The sequence below is a fragment of the Enterococcus devriesei genome (assembly GCF_001885905.1).
Taxonomy (GTDB): domain Bacteria; phylum Bacillota; class Bacilli; order Lactobacillales; family Enterococcaceae; genus Enterococcus_A; species Enterococcus_A devriesei.
In genome coordinates, this window is record NZ_JXKM01000002.1 from 55,346 (window position 1) to 75,910 (window position 20,565).

The following is a 20,565-nucleotide window of genomic DNA, read 5'->3' on the forward strand; positions in this document are numbered from 1 at the left end:
ATGCACTATGGTGGATACAGTAAATCAAAAGAAAAAAATTAGTCTTCCTTTTAAAAAGAAGACTATCGCTAAGGAACAGCTTAGTCGTGGAGAGAAAATTTTTAACGCGGTTAACACTTTCTTCTTCCTGCTGTTCACTTTCGTATGCGCATATCCGTTTTATTATATTTTTATCAATACTATCTCAGATAACAAGCTGAGTGCTGCAGGAAAAATATTATTCCTACCAAAAGGAATCCATTTTGAAAACTACCTTAAAATCTTTGAGATACCAAATATTTCCAGTGCTTTTACCATTAGCATCGCTCGTACGCTAATTGGGACGGCGCTGACGGTATTATGTTGCGCCTTTCTTGGCTTCATGATGACTCAGACTAAGATGACTGGACGAAAATTTGTTTACCGTTTCTTCGTTACGACGATGTATGTTAGTGCTGGAACGATCCCCGTTTATATATTGTTCACGCAACTAGGATTACTAGATAATTTCCTAGTATATATTATTCCTGGAATGGTTTCAGCATACAACATGGTCTTAGTTAAGACATACTGTGAATCAAGTATTCCAGCGTCATTGCAAGAATCTGCTGAGATTGACGGTGCAGGTATACTGACGGTTTTTTTCAAAGTGGTCTTGCCATTGATGGTTCCGATTTTAGCAACATTAGCTATTTTTACCGCGGTGGGTCAATGGAATAACTTTATGGATACTGTGCTTTATGTTACGAGAGAAGACTTGCATACTCTGCAATACGTTCTTTATCGCTATTTAACACAGGCGACAGCGTTAGCGAATGAGGTCAATTCAGGAAATATGGCAGCCGATCAAATCGCAGCAAATGCTCAAACTGCTCAATCTGTGAAATTGACTGTAACAATGTGTGTGGTTTTACCGATCTTCGCAATTTACCCGTTTTTCCAAAGATTCTTTGTTAAAGGGATAACTATTGGTGCGGTGAAAGGCTAGGTCGTGAAATAAAAAGAGTAAAAGTATTTGGAGGGAATCTTTTTGAAAAAAAATATCTGGAAGAAACTAGGAATCACACTGATGGTTGGCGGAATACTAGCTTCAACAGCAGGCTGTAGTTCAGACAGCTCTGGCTCAGCAAAAGAAAAAAATAGTGATCCAAATGCGTTAACGATCTTTTCTGAATCTTCAACCTACGAAGGAAAAGTCGGCGGCTATGTAGGAAAGGCTATTAAAGAGGCAACCGGTGTATCTTTGTCAGTTGTTCCCAATACGGTAGGCGGCACTAGTCGCTTGGAAACGCGTTTGACTACCGGTGACTTAGGAGATTTAATGGTCTTTACAAATTCTGATGATTTCAACAAGGCTATCAAAGCTGGTGTTGTCGCGGATATATCAAAAGACATGAAAGATATGAAAAACATTAATCGATTCACTGATGCAGTAAACCGGATGGAAAAGGAATATGACGGTAAGCTTTATGGAATTCCTACTACTGTTTCAGCTGATGCAGAAGTAACGCGAACCAATCCACAAAATATTCCAGCAATGCGTTACGACTACTATAAAGAACTAGGCAGTCCACAAGTGAAAAATTATTGGGACTATCTAGATTTAGCTGAGCAAATGATGAAAACGCATCCCAAGACTGATAAAGGCGATAAAATGTATGGTATTTCATTGTTCAGTGAATGGGATGGAAAATCGATCAACTTATTGAGAGGCTTAGCAAATAATTTCGGATACACTGACAGAGATGGCCTAAATACTTATAACTTCTTAGAGGTTGGTGTAAAAGATGATTCGATGAAGGATATTTTAGCGGAGAATAGTATATATATGCAAGGCTTGTCTTGGCTGAATGACGCTCATCGTCGTGGTATCTTGGATCCCGATTCTGCATCTCAAACTTGGGAAGACTATTTGAAAAAAGCTGAAAAAGGACAATCAGCATTATTAATGTGGGGTTATATGGGGGAGTTGAATTACAACCCTACGAATCCTAATATGACAGCTCAATCTAAAGGATACAAAATGGTGCCCAATGACACTATGGTAGCCGTAGACGCGAAGACTTCCACTATTGGTAATAATTGGTTCTGGGCTATCAGTTCTAAATCTAAGAAAAAAGAGAAAGCGCTGAAATTCTTGGATTATATGTATTCAGATGAAGGAGCAATGATGTATGAGAACGGACCTCAAGGCGTTCTTTGGGATCTAAATAAAGAAGGAAAACCTGAATTGACAGAATTGGGTCAAAACTTCGGTAGTTCTGATACCAAAGCATCTAAAGATGTCGGTGGTGGCGCGATCGCTGATACCTTCAAAAAGTTGGTCAATGGTCCGACGATCGATCAGAACGCAATCAACCCGTTGTATGAGGAACCCAGTTTACGTACGATCTGGACTTCTTACTTGAAAGAATCCGCTACTCCTTTGGATAAAGAATGGACCGCTGATTACGGTGGCGCATTGAATGCCAAAGAGTATTTAGTAGAAAAAGGGCAATCAGTGAGCTATCCAGTGGTTGATGTGCCAACGTGGAAATATGACGATGATTTGGAAGTCGTTGTTAACCAAGTAGGTGATGTAATTAAGGAATACTCATGGAAAATGATTTATGCAAATGATGAAGCAACCTTTAATTCATTAAAAAAGGAAATGCTCGAAAAAACGACCAATTTGGGTTATAAAAAATGTGTTGATTTCGAAACTAAACAAGCGAAAGTCTGGACCGACGCGCGAGGACAGTAGCTTACGAAAGAAAAATGGTGAGATAAACAGGTGAAATGACTCAAACATAGAAGATGACCTAGACCAAAGCTGGTCTTCTTCTGTGAGTCGTTCACCTGTTTTGATTTACTGAATTACTAAGAAGGATATCTTGATTTGGTACTGTAGAAATTTGAAAAATATTCGTCAAATTAACAATTAGAATAGGAATATCCATCTAGAAGGAGCAATGAATGAATCAAAATTTAGCAATCAAAATATATGAAGGTAGTCTTTTTATCACTAAATTGGCATTGATGAATTTATGTTGGATAATTTTTACCTTGTTAGGAGGTGTGATCTTTGGAGTCATACCGGCGACATTGACGCTAGCCGAAGTATTCAGAAAAACAATTGTCTCAAGCGATGAGTTCAACTGGTTTCGTCATGCTTGGCGTACTTATTTTGTTTATATGAAAAAATATTTTGTTGTTTCTCTTCTTTTCGTGGAATCAATTTGTGTTTGATTTTGAGTTATTACACATTAGGCTTCAAGTACGTCATCTTCAAGAGTGTGATCGTGATTACGGCGTTCTATGTTAATTGCGCGGTGTTACCATATTTGACAATTAATGAAGTGCACTTTCAGCTTCCGATAAAAGTGCTTCTTAAAAATTCAGCCTTGTTACCAGTATTCTGGACTACGACTACTTTAAAAATCATAGCGGTGTCAGTAGCCGTTATACTTTTAAGCTATTTAATTCCCGGTGGCATACCATTCTTTAGCTTCGCAATACCAATCTATCTTAACACCTTTTTCATTTTAACTCGTTGGCAGAACTATTTGAAAACTGAAGGCAGGGAAATTTAATGTTGAAATGCTTGATTGTAGATGATGAATATATCAGTCGAGAAGGCTTAATTGACTCACTGGAATGGGCAGAATTTGAGATTACGATTGTAGGGGCAGCACAAAATGGTGTAGAGGGACTACGACTGTTTGAAGAACATCGACCAGATATCGTGGTGACAGATGTCAAAATGCCGCTCATGGATGGTCTTTCAATGACTAAAGAAATCATGAACATTGATCCAACAACGAAAATCATTTTACTGTCGGCATATGGAGAATTTTCTTATGCACAGGAAGCTATTAAGTATGGTGTCAGTTATTATTTGTTGAAACCGGTAGATGAAGAAGAACTGCGCAATACGATTCAAGAGGTGGTAGAGGAAATTAGAGTGAGTCAAGCTTTATCTTCAGACAAACAGATCACCGAATTATTTACGGCTCAAAAGTATGTCCTTTGTAAAAATGAGGAACTTTTTATCCGAATTGGTGATAAAGACCTCTTTTTTGAAAAAATGATTGTTGCACAAGGTTTTTTCAGATCAAAATTCATTCAAATCTATGTCATCCCTCAGGGAAGAATGTATCCTATGCTGGAAACACTGTCTAAGGGTTTTTATAGTTTATCTCATCAAGACGGAAATTTAGTTGAAGCATACAATGAAGCAAATAAAGCTTTTCGCAGTGCCAATTTTTGGCAGGTAGATAAAGAGACGTTCCATAATGTTGATCAGCAATGGTACAAGTGGAAAAAATCTGCAAAAATGCGAAACGATACTATCGATATGGTGACTGTGACCTTATTAGAAAATACAAGTGGAAATAGATTGCAACATTTAGTCCAGACATTAGAAGGATTTATTCGAGTTTTGAAACAGTTTTGTGGAATCGATAAAGAGCAGATTTATTTTTATTGTTATGAACTGATTCATCATTTAGACGAACGTTTTTTCCTATTTAACGATCAAAACGACAAACAACGGTTCAAAGAGCACCTTTATCAAAATGAAGTTTTTGAAGATCTTACCAGTTTTTTGAAAAGAGAGATTATAATTTTGTTTGATACAAACGAGTTGTCTCCAACTGACAATAAGATTATTTCTAAAGTTAAAAATATCATTCATGAACAATACATGGAAAACATTGGTAGCAAATCGATTGCTGAACAGATTTTTCTCAGTCCTAACTATATGGGTCAATTGTTTAAGGAAGTGACCGGTAAGTATCTGAATGATTATATTTTGGAAGTTCGGATGAAAGAAGCCAAAAAGAAACTTATAGAGACAGATAAGAGCTTAAGCGTGATAGCTGAGGAAGTAGGAACTTCTTCTCAAGCATACTTCACGAGCTTGTTTAAGAAGGTTTATCAAATGACACCGAAAGAATATCGAAGAAAAATTAAAAAAATATAGCGAAGAAAAAAATCAAGCTACCGGCTATCATAGGCAGCAAAAAAATTCGGAGAGAGTTTAATCAATGGAAAATATCAATATCTTATCATGGAAACAGACACAGAAATCAGCTGTTCTAACTTATACTCACCCAAATCCTAATAAAAATAATCAATGGACCTATCATGGCTTTCAAGAATTAAATGATCATGCCGCGGATGTCATAGACTATTGGGGAATTCGAATCGAACCAGAAGCAGACTTTCCTTCGCAGTGGATAGAGATCACACTTACTTGTAGTCTCAAAAAAAATCCAGCTCCTGAAGCATTGATTACGACCAAAGGAAAGATTTATCTGGAAGGCGGAAAAGCAACTGAACTTTCATTTGAAAGTTTCGACTATGACCGCGGTATGTCCATTTTATTTAAAGCTGTAACTCAAATAGCTTTTTCTGCACCTATAAAATTGCTTATCTGTGAATTTATTCCTGCACCAAGAGTACTTTTGACTGCAGCAATCAAAGGGAAGCCACTGAAGGATCAGGTTAACTATGATTTCACTGTCAGTAATACGACTCACGAAATAATTCCGTTGCAGTTGATGATTGAAAGAGAAGGCTGGCAAGTTTTAGATGCTAAGCTGGCAGCTCCCAATGATGGGGCTGTTGAAGAACTTACCACAGAGCTAGCTGTCGGTGAAACGAAAACCTATCGGTTAGTGGTGAAAAATACCACTCGTTTTCCAGCTTTTGCTCGCGAAACGCAAAAAATAGTTGCTATCAGTGGCGGTTTTCAAAGTAGTTGCCAGTTTGTTACGGTAGCTCATAGTGAAGATTTGCTGACTAATTTATCACTGATGGATATTTGTGAGATTAAAGAGAAAATTCAAGAAGCGGACTGGGCCAAAACAAAATTTCAACAGCTATATAAGCAAGCTAAGAATTGGCAAGTACCGAAGATTGATCCAAAGCGTTCCTACCTTTTCTTAACCCGCCAATCAGATGAAGCTGGCAATGCTGCCTTAATGTATCTTTTGACTGACGAGCAGGTATTTGCTGAAAAGGCAGCAGCCTTTTTGAGAGAATTCATTCGAGATGATTACGGCTATCTCGTCTTTCCCCATGGAGGAAATCAGGAATTGGTACATGAAGGCGAGTTTTTCAAGCATACAGCTCTGGCTTATGATCGAATCAAACATGCAGGTTTATTGTCTAATGATGAAGAAACACGACTTGAGCAAGCTTTCAGATTCTTCATGAAGATAATTGAGGATGAGTGTCAGAAGGGAAGAGTATCCAATTGGAATTTGGCGGAGCTTTCAGGTGTGATTACTTGCGCTGCTGTCTTACAGGATCTGGACCGAGTAGACTTCTTCTTAGAACACATGAATGGTGTTCGCGGACATATCGCTCGAGGAATTCTCGATGATGGATGGTGGTATGAAGCATCTATCGGCTACAATCTTTTGGCGATGGGACTATTTTTGGAAATTTGTCAAATCATCGATAAATGGGATTATAATTTAAGATACGAGAAAATCCCGGGAAACTATGCGTCTTATTACAATTTAGATGAAAAAAAATTACCGCTGGAGGATCAGATCGACGGTTTGGTGAGTGATGTTTGGGGACCGTCTGAGAATAATAGTCGCTCTATCGAGATGCTGGTGGACAGTTTATTCGCTTTTTATGATGAGCAGGGAGTGATCTTCGGAATGAATGACTCCGGCGAGAGCCGGGCAGTAGGGGTTCATTTGATGGACCCACGTTTCGATTTAGCATACCATCTGTATCCGAAGTCGGAAATGCTCCCACTTTTACACACGATTCAGCCGGAGGACCGAGATTTATTATTTGGCTTGGCGGAGTTACCGAGCTATCAAGAATCTGATACTCACATCTATCAGCAAACGGTCAAAGCGGACGTTGCTGGTATTACTTTACTACGTACTCAAAACAAAGATGTACCACCAAACGAGCGCTATCAAGTGAGCTTGAAGACCGGGATTTTAGGAGGAGCACATGGACATTATGATCGCTTGGCTTTAAATTCTATCCGTCGCTTTGGCAAAAATTTCTATAATCCAGAAAATATTTGGTATGCTTATCATACTTTTATGTATAAATTTTTTGTGCAGAATTCGATCACCCATAACATGACAGTGGTAGATCTGAAGCAACAAGACCCCAAAGAAGCTGTCACGAAGGAAGTATACTCTGGCGAACAGCTTCAATATGCTCTGCAAGAGATAACGACTCAGTGGTGCAATCCTCCTTATGGTGGCTGGCGGGTCGGAGAAGATGAGACTTTTGAGGAGCGCTGTTGGAAGGAAGGCCGTTATGTACCGCTTCCAACTGAACAGCCCGCTTATTCCGTACGAACAGATTTTACTGAGGATATCTTACAACGAAGAGCCACGTTGGTGACCGATGATTATGTGGTCATCGCCGATTATTTAGCTGGTAATCAAGAGCATGATTTTGATTGTTTGTTTCATGTTAGTGGTCTTCAAAAAATCTGTCATCCTGAAGCGGAAAAAAGTCATCGACTAACAAAGGATCTCAGTGACAGCTGTGCTTTTGAAATCGGAGAAAATGAACAGCTTCATTACGATCATTTTTCAGAGCAGCTGGATAGTAATCCCCTTAGCAGTGGCCAGTTCGTGACTGAATGCCATTGGTTTAAAGCCAAGGATCAAGTGCGTCTAGACTGTTCAGTAGAGATGTCTAAGTACAATGATCAGGGCTGGCTAACACCTTTACGAACTTCACAAAACGTACCCGGTTTACTGAAAATGGCACTTCATTCTGTTGATCAAGAGGAAAAGGAGGTAATTATTGCGTGTGATCCAGAATACTATCAGACACAACAACAGCTCTCTTATCGAATTGAAGCAGATGGAGAAACACTTTATGAAAATCAGTTGGGTACATGGGTATTAGGACGAGACGACATCCGCCTATCATTAAGGAACACCCATGAGCTTCGTTTGATAACAAACACCAAATACGTTGCCAATGAATATGGCAGCGGTATTGATGTGCCACTACCTGCTGTTTTTTGGGGAGATGGTCAGATAAAAACAAAAGATGGAAAACTAATTTCTTTGAATACTTTACCTTATCAAATGAAAAATATTCGACCAGTGTCTGAGCCAAACCGTGATTATCAAGGAGGACCGGTGAAAATTCAAACAAAGTTGATGACTGAAAGCCTGCCTGCAACCCCGATAGCAGAAAATCAAGTAGCTGAAATGGTTTTTGACCTTTCAGATATTGATCCAAAAGAGTTGGTTGTGAGTATTGGCGGAGATTATCCGTTAGGAAATGAGGCTGATCGGCGGCGTTTAGTAAGCTTCCGCAAGCGTGGAACAGCAGCTAACTTTCTAATTGTTCTTGAGCAGTACCAAGATCAGCCGATGATAAAAAAAGTTGAAAAAACTACCACTGGACTGAAGGTTTTTCTAGCTAATGGCAAAGTAGACGAGGTTGTTATTCCAGACACTACTTTGGCCAAAGGCGAGTTTCGGCTACACAAAGGGTGAGAAGATGAAAAAATTTCAAATAGAAATTCCAGCAATTCATGCTGTAGAGATCAAAGGAAATGTTTATCGTCGGACAAAAGAGGAACAACAACCCGATGGATTCGCCCTAACAGGAAGTAAGTATGAAAGCTATTTAGATATGTCAAACCCTTTAACGAACACAAGTAACTTTCTTTCTACGATTCCTGCAGGACAAGATCAAGCTGCTTGGGACATCGAGCTACCAAAGGATGGCTATTATCGTATTACGTTTCGCTATAATAATCCTGGATTTATGATGGGAGGAGCTCGGAATCTTCGTGACGAACGAAATTGTCGAGTGATGATTGATGATGACTCTTTGGGTAGAAAAGATAACTGGCTAGGATGGATGATTTTTTCTGTGTCTGGTTATAATCAGGATTGGAAACCGTATTCTCCCCAAACGAAAGAAACAGTCGCTGGAAATCAGGAATGGAATCTGAACCATCTCAATTGCTATCTGACAGCCGGAATCCATCGATTATATCTTACGAATGAAGCGCCACCGGGACAAGCAGTTTATGACGGCCCTAATTTAGATTTTATTCAAGTTGAAAGTTACGATGAAAACTACATGGAAGAATCACAATTAGTGAATGTATCATCAACTCATTCGTTTCAGCACCCAGGTATTTTTCAATCGGCAAACGATTTGGAGAAGCTAATTTTCTCGTATCAAAAAAATGTTTTCGGTGTTCGAAAGGCTGTAGAAGAACTGATGAACGCAAATTTTATTGAGGACGAGAGAGTCCCGCATTCTATTACTGCGATTAATGTCGGCCCCTATAATACACCGAATATTGGTGGAAACGAATGGACGACAGATTGTATCGCAGCTCATGATCTCGCATTATTGTGGATAATAACAGGGGAAAAATGTTACGCTAAAAAAACGATGGCTATATTGAACACTTGGGCGCGTTATTTGAAAGAGGTAGCTGATGGCAATGATTTGATGTTACGATTTTCCCTAGTAGGAGTGGAGTTGATTAATGCAGCCGAACTTATTCGGCATCACTACAATCAGCATACAACTATCTCGCAGGATGAGCAGTGGCAAACAGCGGAGATCATTGCGTTTGAAAACTTTATACGTGAGAAATTATTGACGAAAACCGCTGCTTTCTACCCTCAAGCTAATGGAAATTGGGATGCGATCATCACGGCCTTTAATTTAGCATGCGGGATATTTTTGGAGGACACACAATTGATGGATCGTTGTCTTCGTCAATTTCAGTTAGGAAACGTTGCAGGTGGTGCTTGCTTGTCTATGGGGGCACTTCCTAACTATGTCTATCCCACAGGTGAATCCCAAGAATCAAACCGAGACCAAGTCCATGCAAGGATGGGACTTACTGGACTCGCCAACGTGGCACATCTCGCGAGTCGTCAGGGATTTGATCTTTTCAGTTTATATCAAGCACGACTGCTTGTAGGGTTTAACTACAATGCGGCATATCAAATAGGGAAAAATGTTGTTTCAGAGACTTTTATCAGTGATCGTGGATGCGGCCAAGTAGATATCAGTTCGTTAGGCTTCGAGTGTATTTTAGCTCATTATACTGATAACAAAGAGTTGGCAGATATCGAACTCGCTGTGATAAAAACTTTACGAGGAGCTAAAAATGAAGGCGAAATGATTTCCGGTCATCGGGGTTCGCTGCTCTACGGTAAATAAAATCATAAAATAAGCTCACACAGGCCTTAGATTCTGCAGTCTGTGTGAGCTTTTACGGATTGTACGAATGAAAAAAAATCCACCCGAAGCCAGAATAAGCTTTGGGTGGAAAAATGGATTCTATGGTAATTTGATAACATTCTCACTTTCCGTATCGAAGAAGTGTCCTTTATTTATGTTGAATGACAAGTCGATATTCTCACCAGGATTATGGAAATCACGAGCATCAACTCTTGTTACAAATTCTGTTTGGCCAGTTTTTGTATACAACATCGATTCAGCCCCTAATAACTCAGAAACAATCACTTCGGCACGAACAGTTGTATCAGGGGAAGAATCAAGAACTACTTGCTCAGAGTGAATATCCTCTGGGCGAATACCAAACACTATTTCTTTTCCTTCATAGCCTTTTTCAACCAAAACTTTGTTTTTTCCTTCAGGAATATGTAGTTTCAATCCGTAGCCGTCAGAAATCACGCTATTGTTCAAAGAGACCTTGAAGAAGTTCATAGCCGGTGATCCAATGAAACCTGCGACAAACATGTTTTTAGGTGTATCGTATACCTCTTGAGGTGTTCCGATCTGTTGAATAAATCCATCCTTCATAATAACGATCCGATCAGCCATGGTCATCGCTTCGGTTTGATCATGAGTAACGTAAATAGTTGTCGTATTCAAACGCTGATGTAGTTTAGCGATCTCAGCACGCATGGCAACACGTAATTTAGCATCTAAATTCGATAACGGTTCGTCCATCAAGAAAACTTTCGCGTCACGGACGATGGCACGACCCAAAGCGACACGTTGACGCTGACCACCAGATAAGGCTGCAGGTTTGCGGTTTAAATATTCACTTAAGCCTAAGACTTCAGCAGCATCTTCGACTTTCTTTTTAATGTTTTCTTTGTCATATTTACGGAGCTTCAAGCCGAAGGCCATATTATCAAAAACAGTCATATGTGGGTACAAGGCATAGTTTTGAAAAACCATGGCGATATCTCGATCTTTTGGTGCTACATCATTCATAACTTTGTCACCAATTAAAAACTCGCCTTCTGTAATATCTTCGAGTCCAGCAATCATTCGTAATGTAGTAGATTTTCCACAACCTGAAGGTCCTACGAAAACAATAAATTCTCGATCAGCAATGTCTAAATTGAAATCGGTTACTGAGTAATTCTCCGCATTGTCATATTTTTTGAAAACATGATTCAAATTCATTTGTACCATAAAGTTATACATCTCTCTTTCTTTTGTATAACCAAAGTATAGAGGAAAACGTTTACAGCTGTTACGTCGATGTGCACAAAAAGCTATTCAATTATTGTGCAAGTTATCAAAGACTGAAGTTTATTGAAGGAAGGTTCACTGTTCGAATTAATTATCATAAAAATTTTCGATTAATATATGGCAAAATACCAGATCATCCATTTTTTTTAAATCCAAATTCGTCAGTTCCTGAAATTTATCGATACGATATTTGATAGTATTTCGATGGATAAACAATGCTTTAGCAGCAGCACTAATATTCCCTTGTGCTTGCCATAGACATTTTAAAAGCGCTATCAACTCTTTATCAGAAAACCAAATTTCGTATAAACTTTTGAAGAGTGGAATTTCTCGCATGGGATCAACTAATAAATAATCAATAGCAGAATTACTCAGAGTGAATTCTTTTCTGGTTTTATTGTATAGTTTCTGCTGAAAGAAAATAGCTCTTTCTGTTTGGAAATTGGCAGCTAGGTCATTATTTGGATCATAAAAATTACCGATAAAGATGCGACTATAGCAGTCAAAGTCGCTGTCTAGCGCTTGAAAGATACCGAATATCTCACTCACTGAATAATTTTCTAAGTCTTTTTTTTCAATTAAAATTAAATGCTGCTCGCTTATCCAAAAGGAGTCTGCTAATCCTGGAAACATATTATCGATTGTCTCAAGCCACTCTTTTTTAGCAAAATCCTTTCTAATGCTTATTTCTACTTGAAGGATTCTAACGGGGGTTTCATAATCACTTTTTTTATTTTCAAATAATATTTGATACCATAAATGCGAGAGGGCTGAATTTTCTTCGTAAGTAGTATTTCCTAAAAGTAGGAGTAATCGCTGTTCTTTACTAGTGAGACTACTTTTTAACAATGTTGCATAGCCTTCATCTATAGGTATGCAAAGATAGAGTGGATCAGAAATTGGACTATTCGTTAAATGGACTTCAGAGTAAATTTGCTGTAATTCTTTGTACCTCATACGATCTCCTTTTTATAAGCTATTTGCATTACGCGATTTTTTTATGTCAAAAGTCACTTGATTTCTAAAACAGTTTGCAAGTGCAAGCTCTTTCATTTTAATACACTAATACTGTGGTATCAATGTTGTTTTAAATAATGTAATAAAATGATTTTTTAAGCGAGTTGAACATTATTACTAGGAAGAATCTTTTTAAAAAAAGGTAAATGGTGGTGAAACAAACAAACGGCTTCAGAGCTTTCTGACTCAGGATTGGTTGACCGATCACGAGTTAAATGGATTGAGATTGATAAATAGGTAGGTAAACGAGTATAATGATTTCATATTCGGTTTGATTTACTAGATAAAGTTAGTAACGTTCTATGAGTATTTGAAAATTGAAAACGACTTATAATAATAGCGTAGAAAATAGCTAAAAATAAATAACGGGTCAAAATTTCGGGTGAGAACAGAAAAAAAGGCACTTCCTGGTAACAGGAAATGCCTAACGGATGGATGCTAAAATAATGCGCCCTGAGGGAATCGAACCCCCGTCTCAAGAACCGGAATCTTACGTGATATCCACTACACTAAGGGCGCAGCACGTTTATTAGTTTAGCATATAATTTTAAAAAAACAAGGGGAAAATATATGAAGTTTCAACAAGGCTATTCGCAAAAACAACAACAGACCCAAAAATTGGCGATGACACAGGAATTACAACAAGCCATTCAGATATTACAATTTAATACCGAAGAGCTGCAAGACTACGTTGAAACAGTCTCATTGGAGAATCCGCTGTTTGAAGTCGTTGCGCCGAAGATTCAGAGTGACTTGATGCAAATGAGCGGCAGCGCACCCAAGAATGATTCATTTATGCAAATCGCGGATCATTCCGTCTCGTTGTTTGAGCACTTGATCAATCAAATTCATTTGAATTATCGGAATACTTTCATTCGTGAAATCATGCTGGTCTTAGTCGAATATGTCGATGTCAATGGCTATTTAAAAGTGGATGAAGTGGAGGTTAAGGAAGAACTGCAAGCAAGTGACATCCAATACTTGGATGCTTTGACGCTTTTGCAGCAATTAGATCCACCTGGTGTTGGGGCCAGAGATTTGCAGGAGTGCTTGATGCTGCAAACGGAGCAAGATGATTTTGCACCGGAACTTGCTTATCTTCTATTAGAAGAGGCCTTTGATAAAATCGCTAAACGAAAATTTGAACAGCTGGCGAAGGAATATCAAATCAGTCTGGCGCAGATTCAGCAGATTATGGATTACATTAGGACGTTAAATCCATTTCCTGGAGCAAGTTTTGGTGAACAAGAGTCAAACTTTATCATTCCTGATCTAACCTTGATTCGTGAAGAAGATCATCTGGAAGTTCTATCAAATAAACGCGGACAATTGCGACTGAATTTTCAAGAAAATTATTTTAAACGGTTGAAAGAGCAGGCAGATGAGGAAACCAAAGTTTACTTGAAAGAAAAGCTGCAGCAATTTGAATGGTTAAGTAAGACACTGGGACAACGGAAAGATACGATCCTAGAAGTGGGCAAGATCATCGTTCAACATCAATCGGCTTTTTTTGAGGATAAACAAGGTGCCTTGAAACCATTGATGTTGAAAGATGTTGCCAAACAATTGGACGTCCATGAATCAACTATTAGTCGCGCGGTCAATGGAAAATATATTGAAACCGACTTCGGCGTCTTTGAGCTGCGAGGCTTTTTTGTCAATAAAGTAAACGATGACGACACCTCAGCGGATGAAGTAAAGCAATTGATCGCGACGTTAGTTAAAGAAGAAGATAAACGCAAACCGTTATCGGATCAAAAAATTGTCGAACTACTTGCTGAAAAGGAGCAAAAAATTTCGCGGCGGACGGTTGCGAAATATCGAGACGCGCTGAAAATTCCCAGTTCATCGAAAAGAAAACGTTTCGATTAAGCCAAGTGAAAAATCTTGGCTTTTTCCTTGCGTAGAAGGCTCAAAACTGGTACACTTTGTCATGTAAGAAATTCGTATTTAAAAAAATAAATTGACTTTCTTACTTTTTTTTAGAATTCATGGGTCGCTAAAAGTCTATGAGGGACTACTTAAGTCCAACGGAGGAATTCCTTTGTTAAGTGAATTAAGAGTACTTGAAGCAATCGCCCCTGATGTGTTAGAGGTTGTCAAAAAAAGATACCGCGTCATGCAGAATATTTTTTGGATGCAACCAATCGGTCGAAGAAACTTAGCTGATTCATTAGGTTTAACTGAGCGGGTCTTGCGCAGTGAAACGGATTATCTTAGAGATCAGCGTTTGATTGATGCGACAAAGAGCGGCATGTTATTAACTGAAAAAGGTACGGAACTGTTGCAGCATTTAGAACTTTTGATGGAACAGTTTACGGGTATGGATCAGTTAGAAAAACAACTAGCGGCACTTTTCAACATCGAACGTTGTCTGATTGTTTCTGGAAACAGTGATGAACAGGAAAAAGTAATTGGTGAATTTGGCGAGTTAGTTGATGAGGCATTGCAGCGTCAATTACCGGATGGCCGAAACATTATTGCAGTGATGGGCGGTACCACAATGGCAGAAGTTGCCAGACACGTTAGCCCGTTAGAGACAGCGAAACGTCACAATCTTTTTGTTCCAGCTCGAGGTGGTATTGGGGAAGCAGTATCGATCCAAGCCAACTCAGTGAGTGCCTTGATGGCGGCTAATGCTCATGGCGAGCATCGTGCCCTTTATGTGCCAGAGCAATTAAGTGAAGAAGCCTATCATACACTGCTGAAAGAACCTTCGATCAGAAGCGTCTTGGCGATGATCAAAGAGGCCAATTGTGTGGTTCACAGTATCGGTCGTGCTGTCCATATGGCAGCCAGACGTAAGATGTCAGAAGAAGAGATCGTTCGTCTGAAACAAAAAAATGCTGTTGCAGAATCTTTTGGCTACTTTTTCGACGAACATGGAGCGATCGTCCATAAAGTGCCACGCATCGGATTATCATTAGAAGATATTCAGAAGATGCCAACGGTTCTAGCCGTAGCTGGTGGGAAAAGCAAAGTTAAAGCAATCACCGCCTATATGAAAAATGCTCCAAAGCAAACGTGGCTCATTACTGATGAAGCCGCCGCAAATGAGATTTTAAAAGGGACATCCCCTTTAAAATAAATATATTTTTTGATTCCATAAGGAGGAAATCTTAAATGACAGTAAAAGTTGGAATTAACGGATTTGGACGTATCGGACGCTTAGCATTCCGCCGTATCCAAGATGTAGAAGGATTGGAAGTTGTAGCTATCAACGACTTAACAGACGCTAAAATGTTGGCTCACTTGTTAAAATATGATACAACTCAAGGTCGCTTTAACGGAACTGTTGAAGTTCACGAAGGTTCATTCAACGTGAACGGCAAAGAAGTAAAAGTTCTTGCTAACCGCAACCCTGAAGAATTACCATGGGGAGACCTAGGAGTAGATATCGTATTAGAATGTACTGGATTCTTCACTTCTAAAGCAGCTGCTGAAAAACATTTAACAGCTGGTGCTAAACGTGTTGTTATCTCAGCTCCTGGTGGTAACGATGTTCCAACAATCGTTTACAACACTAACCATGAAACTTTAACTGGTGACGAAACAGTTATCTCTGGTGCTTCATGTACTACTAACTGTTTAGCTCCTATGGCTAAAACTTTAAATGACGAATTTGGTGTTGTTGAAGGCTTAATGACAACTATCCACGCTTACACTGGTGACCAAATGACTCTTGATGGACCTCACCCTAAAGGCGACTTCCGTCGTGCGCGTGCTGCTGCAGCAAACATCGTGCCTAACTCAACTGGTGCTGCTAAAGCAATCGGTCTAGTTATCCCTGACTTAAACGGTAAATTAGACGGAGCTGCTCAACGTGTTCCTGTTGCAACTGGTTCATTAACTGAATTAGTTACTGTATTAAACAAAAAAGTTACTGTTGATGAAGTAAATGCTGCTATGAAAGCTGCGTCTAACGAATCATTCGGTTACAACACTGACGAAATCGTTTCTTCAGATATCGTAGGCATGACTTACGGTTCATTATTTGACGAAACTCAAACTAAAGTAATGACAGTTGGCGACCAACAATTAGTTAAAACTGTTTCTTGGTACGATAACGAAATGTCTTACACTGCACAATTAGTTCGTACTTTAGAATACTTCGCTAAACTTTAAGATTTAGTTTAAACGAAAACAACATTGTCTGAACAAGGCGGGGAAGCGACGCGCTTCTCCGTTTTTTTGTTAGAACAGAAATATATAGCTGGACAAAGATAGGGCTTTTGAAGTTTTTATTGGTTTCTGGCTTGACGAACTAGCTGTTCTATAAAAGTTTATCATTGGCTCTTTCCTTGAAAAGAGTTGTATAATGAAGAAGATTTAAAAAAATTAATCGGAGGTTTTCTTTCATGGCAAAAATGACTGTTAAAGATCTTGACTTGAAAGACAAGAAGGTTTTAGTTCGTGTGGACTTCAACGTTCCTGTTAAAGATGGCGTGATCACGGATGACACTCGTATTAAAGCGGCGTTACCAACTATCAACTACATTTTAGAACAAGGCGGCAAAGCAATTTTGTTTTCTCACTTAGGTCGTGTGAAAACAGAAGAAGACAAAGCAGGCAAATCATTAAAACCTGTAGCTGAACGTTTAAGCGAATTACTAGGCAAAAACGTGACATTCGTTCCTGAAACTCGTGGTTCTGAATTGGAATCAGCAATTGCTGACATGAAAGACGGCGATGTCGTTGTCTTTGAAAATACTCGTTTTGAAGATATCGACGGTAAAAAAGAAAGCGGCAATGACGCTGAACTTGGTAAATACTGGGCTTCATTAGGCGATATATTCGTCAATGACGCATTCGGTACAGCTCACCGTGCCCACGCTTCTAACGTAGGGATCGCTTCTACTGGTATCCCAACAGTAGCTGGCTTCTTAATGGAAAAAGAAATCAAATTCATCGGCGAAGCTGTTGAAGAACCTAAACGTCCTATGATCGCAATCTTAGGTGGCGCGAAAGTTTCTGACAAAATCGGCGTAATCAAAAACTTAATTCCTAAAGCAGACAAAATCTTGATTGGCGGCGGAATGACGTATACATTCTACAAAGCTAAAGGCATGGAAATCGGCAACTCATTAGTAGAAGCTGACAAAGTGGAATTAGCAAAAGAATTGATCGAAGCTGCTGGCGACAAATTAGTTTTACCAGTAGACTCAATCACAGCGGCTGAATTCTCAAATGACGTTCCAACAGAAGAACATACTGGTGATGTTCCTGAAGGACAAATGGGTCTTGACATTGGACCAGAATCAATCGCTTTATTCGCTCAAACATTAGAAGGCGCGAAAACAGTTGTTTGGAACGGACCTATGGGTGTGTTTGAAATGAGTAACTTTGCTCGCGGAACAATCGGTGTTTGTGAAGCAATCGCTAACCTTAAAGATGCAACAACCATCATCGGTGGTGGCGACTCTGCAGCAGCAGCTGAACAATTAGGCTTTGCTGACAAGTTTACTCACATCTCAACAGGTGGCGGTGCCAGCCTTGAGTTGCTAGAAGGTAAAGAATTACCAGGACTAGCTGCAATCAACGATAAATAAGAAAAGTTTTTGAGCTCGAGTAGCTCTTGAACAATAAGACTAAAATTTTGATAAACTGCTTCTCAAGTTTCTCGAAATTTTCGCTTATTGCTGATAGAGCTAGCTCAATAAACTAGACAATAGAAGAGTTTTTGAGCTCGAACAGCTCTTAAACCATAAAACCTAAACTAATACCAAGTGTTGAAGGAGCTCACTTGTAAGTGGGTTCCTGAGCTTGAAAAAAAGGGAGTTCATTTAAATGCGTAAACCAATTATTGCTGGTAACTGGAAAATGAATTTAACTGCATCAGAAGCAAAAGATTTTGCTGAAGCAGTAAAAAACAACATTCCTGCAAATGATAAAGTAGATTCAGTGATTGGATCACCTGCTTTATTTTTACAAGAATTAGTTGAAGCAGCAAAAGGCACAGAACTAAAAATCTCTGCTCAAAACTGCTACTGGGAAAATGCTGGAGCCTTCACTGGTGAAACTTCACCTGCAGCTTTAGCTGATCTTGGTGTGGATTATGTCATCATCGGCCATTCAGAACGCCGTGAATACTTCCACGAAACAGACGAAGAAATCAACAAAAAAGCGAAAGCAATCTTTGCTAACGGCATGTTGCCAATTCTTTGCTGTGGTGAGTCTTTGGAAACCTATGAAGCTGGAAAAACAGCTGAATGGATCAAAGGACAAATCGAAGCTGGCTTAGCTGATTTATCTGCTGAACAAGTTTCAAGTATGGTTATTGCTTATGAACCAATTTGGGCGATCGGTACTGGTAAATCTGCTGACGCACAAATCGCTGACGAAATCTGTGGCGTTGTTCGTTCAACTGTCGAAGGGATCTACGGCAAAGAAGTTTCTGACGCTGTTCGTATCCAATACGGTGGTTCTGTAAAACCAGAAAATATCGCTGAATACATGGCGAAAGAAAACGTTGATGGTGCTTTAGTTGGCGGAGCTAGCTTGAAAGCAGATTCATTCTTAGCGTTATTAGAAGGCGCTAAATAATTTCAGAAAATCGCGGCTTTTGTTTGCAACTGCCAACGATTTTCATTACTATTGGTTATAAGGGTTTTTACCCCTATTTACAAAAACAAATTTAAAGGAGAGACAAAACATGTCAATTATCTCAGACGTTTACGCACGCGAAGTCCTAGACTCACGTGGTAACCCAACAATCGAAGTAGAAGTTTATACAGAAGACGGCGCATTCGGCCGCGGTATGGTTCCTTCAGGTGCTTCAACCGGTGAATACGAAGCCGTTGAATTACGTGATGGCGACAAAGCTCGTTACGGCGGTAAAGGTGTTACTAAAGCAGTTGATAATGTAAACAACGTTATCGCTGAAGCAATCATTGGCTACGACGTACGCGACCAAGCTGCAATCGATGCTGCAATGATCGAATTAGATGGCACTCCTAACAAAGGTAAATTAGGCGCCAACGCTATTCTTGGTGTTTCAATTGCCGTTGCTCGTGCAGCTGCTGACTTCTTAGAAATCCCATTGTACAACTACCTTGGCGGATTCAATACAAAAGTTTTGCCTACTCCTATGATGAATATCATCAATGGTGGATCACATGCTGATAACTCTATCGACTTCCAAGAATTTATGATCATGCCTGTTGGCGCTCCTACATTCAAAGAAGCTTTACGTTATGGCGCAGAAGTATTCCACGCTTTAGCTGCAATCTTGAAATCTAAAGGATTAGCAACTTCAGTTGGTGACGAAGGCGGATTTGCTCCTAACCTTGGTTCTAACGAAGAAGGTTTCGAAGTAATTATCGAAGCTATCGAAAAAGCTGGCTATGTACCTGGTAAAGACATCGTTCTTGCTATGGACGCTGCTTCTTCAGAATTCTACGATAAAGAAAAAGGTGTTTACGTTTTAGCTGACTCAGGCGAAGGCGAAAAAACAACTGAAGAAATGATCGCATTCTATGAAGAATTAGTTGCTAAATACCCAATCATCTCAATCGAAGACGGCTTAGACGAAAACGACTGGGAAGGTACTAAGAAATTAACTGAAGCTTTAGGCGATAAAGTTCAATTAGTTGGTGACGACTTGTTCGTTACAAACACTGAAAAATTAGCTAAAGCAATTGATATGGGCGTTGATAACTCAATCCTTATCAAAGTTAACCAAATCGGTACTTTAACAGAAACTTTCAATGCTATCGAAATGGCTAAAGAAGCTGGCTACACTGCAGTTGTATCTCACCGTTCTGGTGAAACAGAAGATTCAACAATCTCTGATATCGCTGTTGCAACAAACGCTGGCCAAATCAAAACTGGTTCTCTTTCACGTACTGACCGTATTGCTAAATACAATCAATTATTACGTATCGAAGACCAATTGGGTGATGTTGCAGAATACAAAGGAATCAAATCTTTCTACAACTTAAAAAACAACCCATTCATCGCTAAATAATTAAATCTGACTTTTAAGATCTGATTTAAGTTAGTGTAAAAAAAGTCCCGCTATCTATTTGGATAGTGGGATTTTTTTGTTGATAGAAGCTGTCTAAAGAATCGATTTTTTTCCCTGTCGCGGCCTTC

Annotated in this window: 14 protein-coding genes and 1 tRNA gene; 12 read left to right on the plus strand and 3 right to left on the minus strand. The window is 39.3% G+C overall.

Annotated elements, in window-relative coordinates; genetic code table 11:
* Window positions 1–7: 7 nt before the first annotated feature.
* From RV00_RS02835 to RV00_RS02865, 6 genes are all read left to right on the plus strand, one after another.
* Window positions 8–967, plus strand: a complete 960-nt coding sequence (locus tag RV00_RS02835; RefSeq protein ID WP_084133214.1) for a carbohydrate ABC transporter permease — start codon at window positions 8–10, stop codon at window positions 965–967.
* 42 nt (window positions 968–1,009) lie between these two features.
* Window positions 1,010–2,722, plus strand: a complete 1,713-nt coding sequence (locus RV00_RS02840) for an extracellular solute-binding protein (RefSeq protein WP_071861097.1) — start codon at window positions 1,010–1,012, stop codon at window positions 2,720–2,722.
* Between the two features lie 212 nt (window positions 2,723–2,934).
* On the plus strand, window positions 2,935–3,207 hold the full coding sequence (locus RV00_RS02845; protein WP_071861098.1) for a DUF624 domain-containing protein: 273 nt from the start codon (window positions 2,935–2,937) through the stop codon (window positions 3,205–3,207).
* 343 nt (window positions 3,208–3,550) lie between these two features.
* A complete protein-coding gene (locus RV00_RS02855; protein ID WP_071861100.1) occupies window positions 3,551–4,942 on the plus strand; it encodes a response regulator transcription factor in 1,392 nt (463 codons plus the stop codon).
* 64 nt (window positions 4,943–5,006) lie between these two features.
* The gene (locus RV00_RS02860; protein ID WP_071861101.1) at window positions 5,007–8,465 is read left to right on the plus strand and encodes an alginate lyase family protein; all 3,459 of its coding nucleotides are present in this window, start codon (window positions 5,007–5,009) and stop codon (window positions 8,463–8,465) included.
* Between the two features lie 4 nt (window positions 8,466–8,469).
* Window positions 8,470–10,164 carry an alginate lyase family protein gene (locus tag RV00_RS02865; RefSeq protein ID WP_071861102.1) on the plus strand — a complete coding sequence of 565 codons (1,695 nt, stop codon included), beginning with the start codon at window positions 8,470–8,472 and terminating at the stop codon, window positions 10,162–10,164.
* A 120-nt stretch (window positions 10,165–10,284) separates the two neighbouring features.
* On the opposite strand, the gene RV00_RS02870 is transcribed toward RV00_RS02865, so the two are convergent.
* The 3 genes from RV00_RS02870 to RV00_RS02880 form a co-directional block, all read right to left on the minus strand.
* Window positions 10,285–11,394, minus strand: a complete 1,110-nt coding sequence (locus RV00_RS02870; protein WP_071861103.1) for an ABC transporter ATP-binding protein — start codon at window positions 11,392–11,394, stop codon at window positions 10,285–10,287.
* A 147-nt stretch (window positions 11,395–11,541) separates the two neighbouring features.
* Window positions 11,542–12,411, minus strand: coding sequence for a PucR family transcriptional regulator (locus tag RV00_RS02875; RefSeq protein ID WP_071861104.1), 870 nt, complete (start codon window positions 12,409–12,411; stop codon window positions 11,542–11,544).
* Window positions 12,412–12,918: 507 nt separating this feature from the next.
* Window positions 12,919–12,990, minus strand: a tRNA-Arg gene (locus RV00_RS02880).
* A gap of 51 nt (window positions 12,991–13,041) precedes the next feature.
* On the opposite strand from RV00_RS02880, the gene rpoN reads away from it, so the two are divergent.
* From rpoN to eno, 6 genes are all read left to right on the plus strand, one after another.
* The gene (gene rpoN / locus RV00_RS02885) at window positions 13,042–14,343 is read left to right on the plus strand and encodes an RNA polymerase factor sigma-54 (protein ID WP_071861105.1); all 1,302 of its coding nucleotides are present in this window, start codon (window positions 13,042–13,044) and stop codon (window positions 14,341–14,343) included.
* A gap of 172 nt (window positions 14,344–14,515) precedes the next feature.
* Entirely contained in the window at window positions 14,516–15,559 is a 1,044-nt protein-coding gene (locus tag RV00_RS02890) for a sugar-binding transcriptional regulator (RefSeq protein WP_071861106.1), read from the plus strand.
* 35 nt (window positions 15,560–15,594) lie between these two features.
* Window positions 15,595–16,596, plus strand: coding sequence for a type I glyceraldehyde-3-phosphate dehydrogenase (gene gap / locus RV00_RS02895; protein WP_071861107.1), 1,002 nt, complete (start codon window positions 15,595–15,597; stop codon window positions 16,594–16,596).
* Between the two features lie 233 nt (window positions 16,597–16,829).
* Window positions 16,830–18,020: a phosphoglycerate kinase gene (locus RV00_RS02900; RefSeq protein ID WP_071861108.1), complete on the plus strand. Its 1,191-nt coding sequence runs from the start codon at window positions 16,830–16,832 to the stop codon at window positions 18,018–18,020.
* A gap of 238 nt (window positions 18,021–18,258) precedes the next feature.
* Window positions 18,259–19,014: a triose-phosphate isomerase gene (tpiA, locus tag RV00_RS02905; protein ID WP_071861109.1), complete on the plus strand. Its 756-nt coding sequence runs from the start codon at window positions 18,259–18,261 to the stop codon at window positions 19,012–19,014.
* Window positions 19,015–19,123: 109 nt separating this feature from the next.
* Window positions 19,124–20,437: a phosphopyruvate hydratase gene (eno, locus tag RV00_RS02910; protein ID WP_071861110.1), complete on the plus strand. Its 1,314-nt coding sequence runs from the start codon at window positions 19,124–19,126 to the stop codon at window positions 20,435–20,437.
* The last annotated feature ends 128 nt before the right edge of the window (window positions 20,438–20,565 follow it).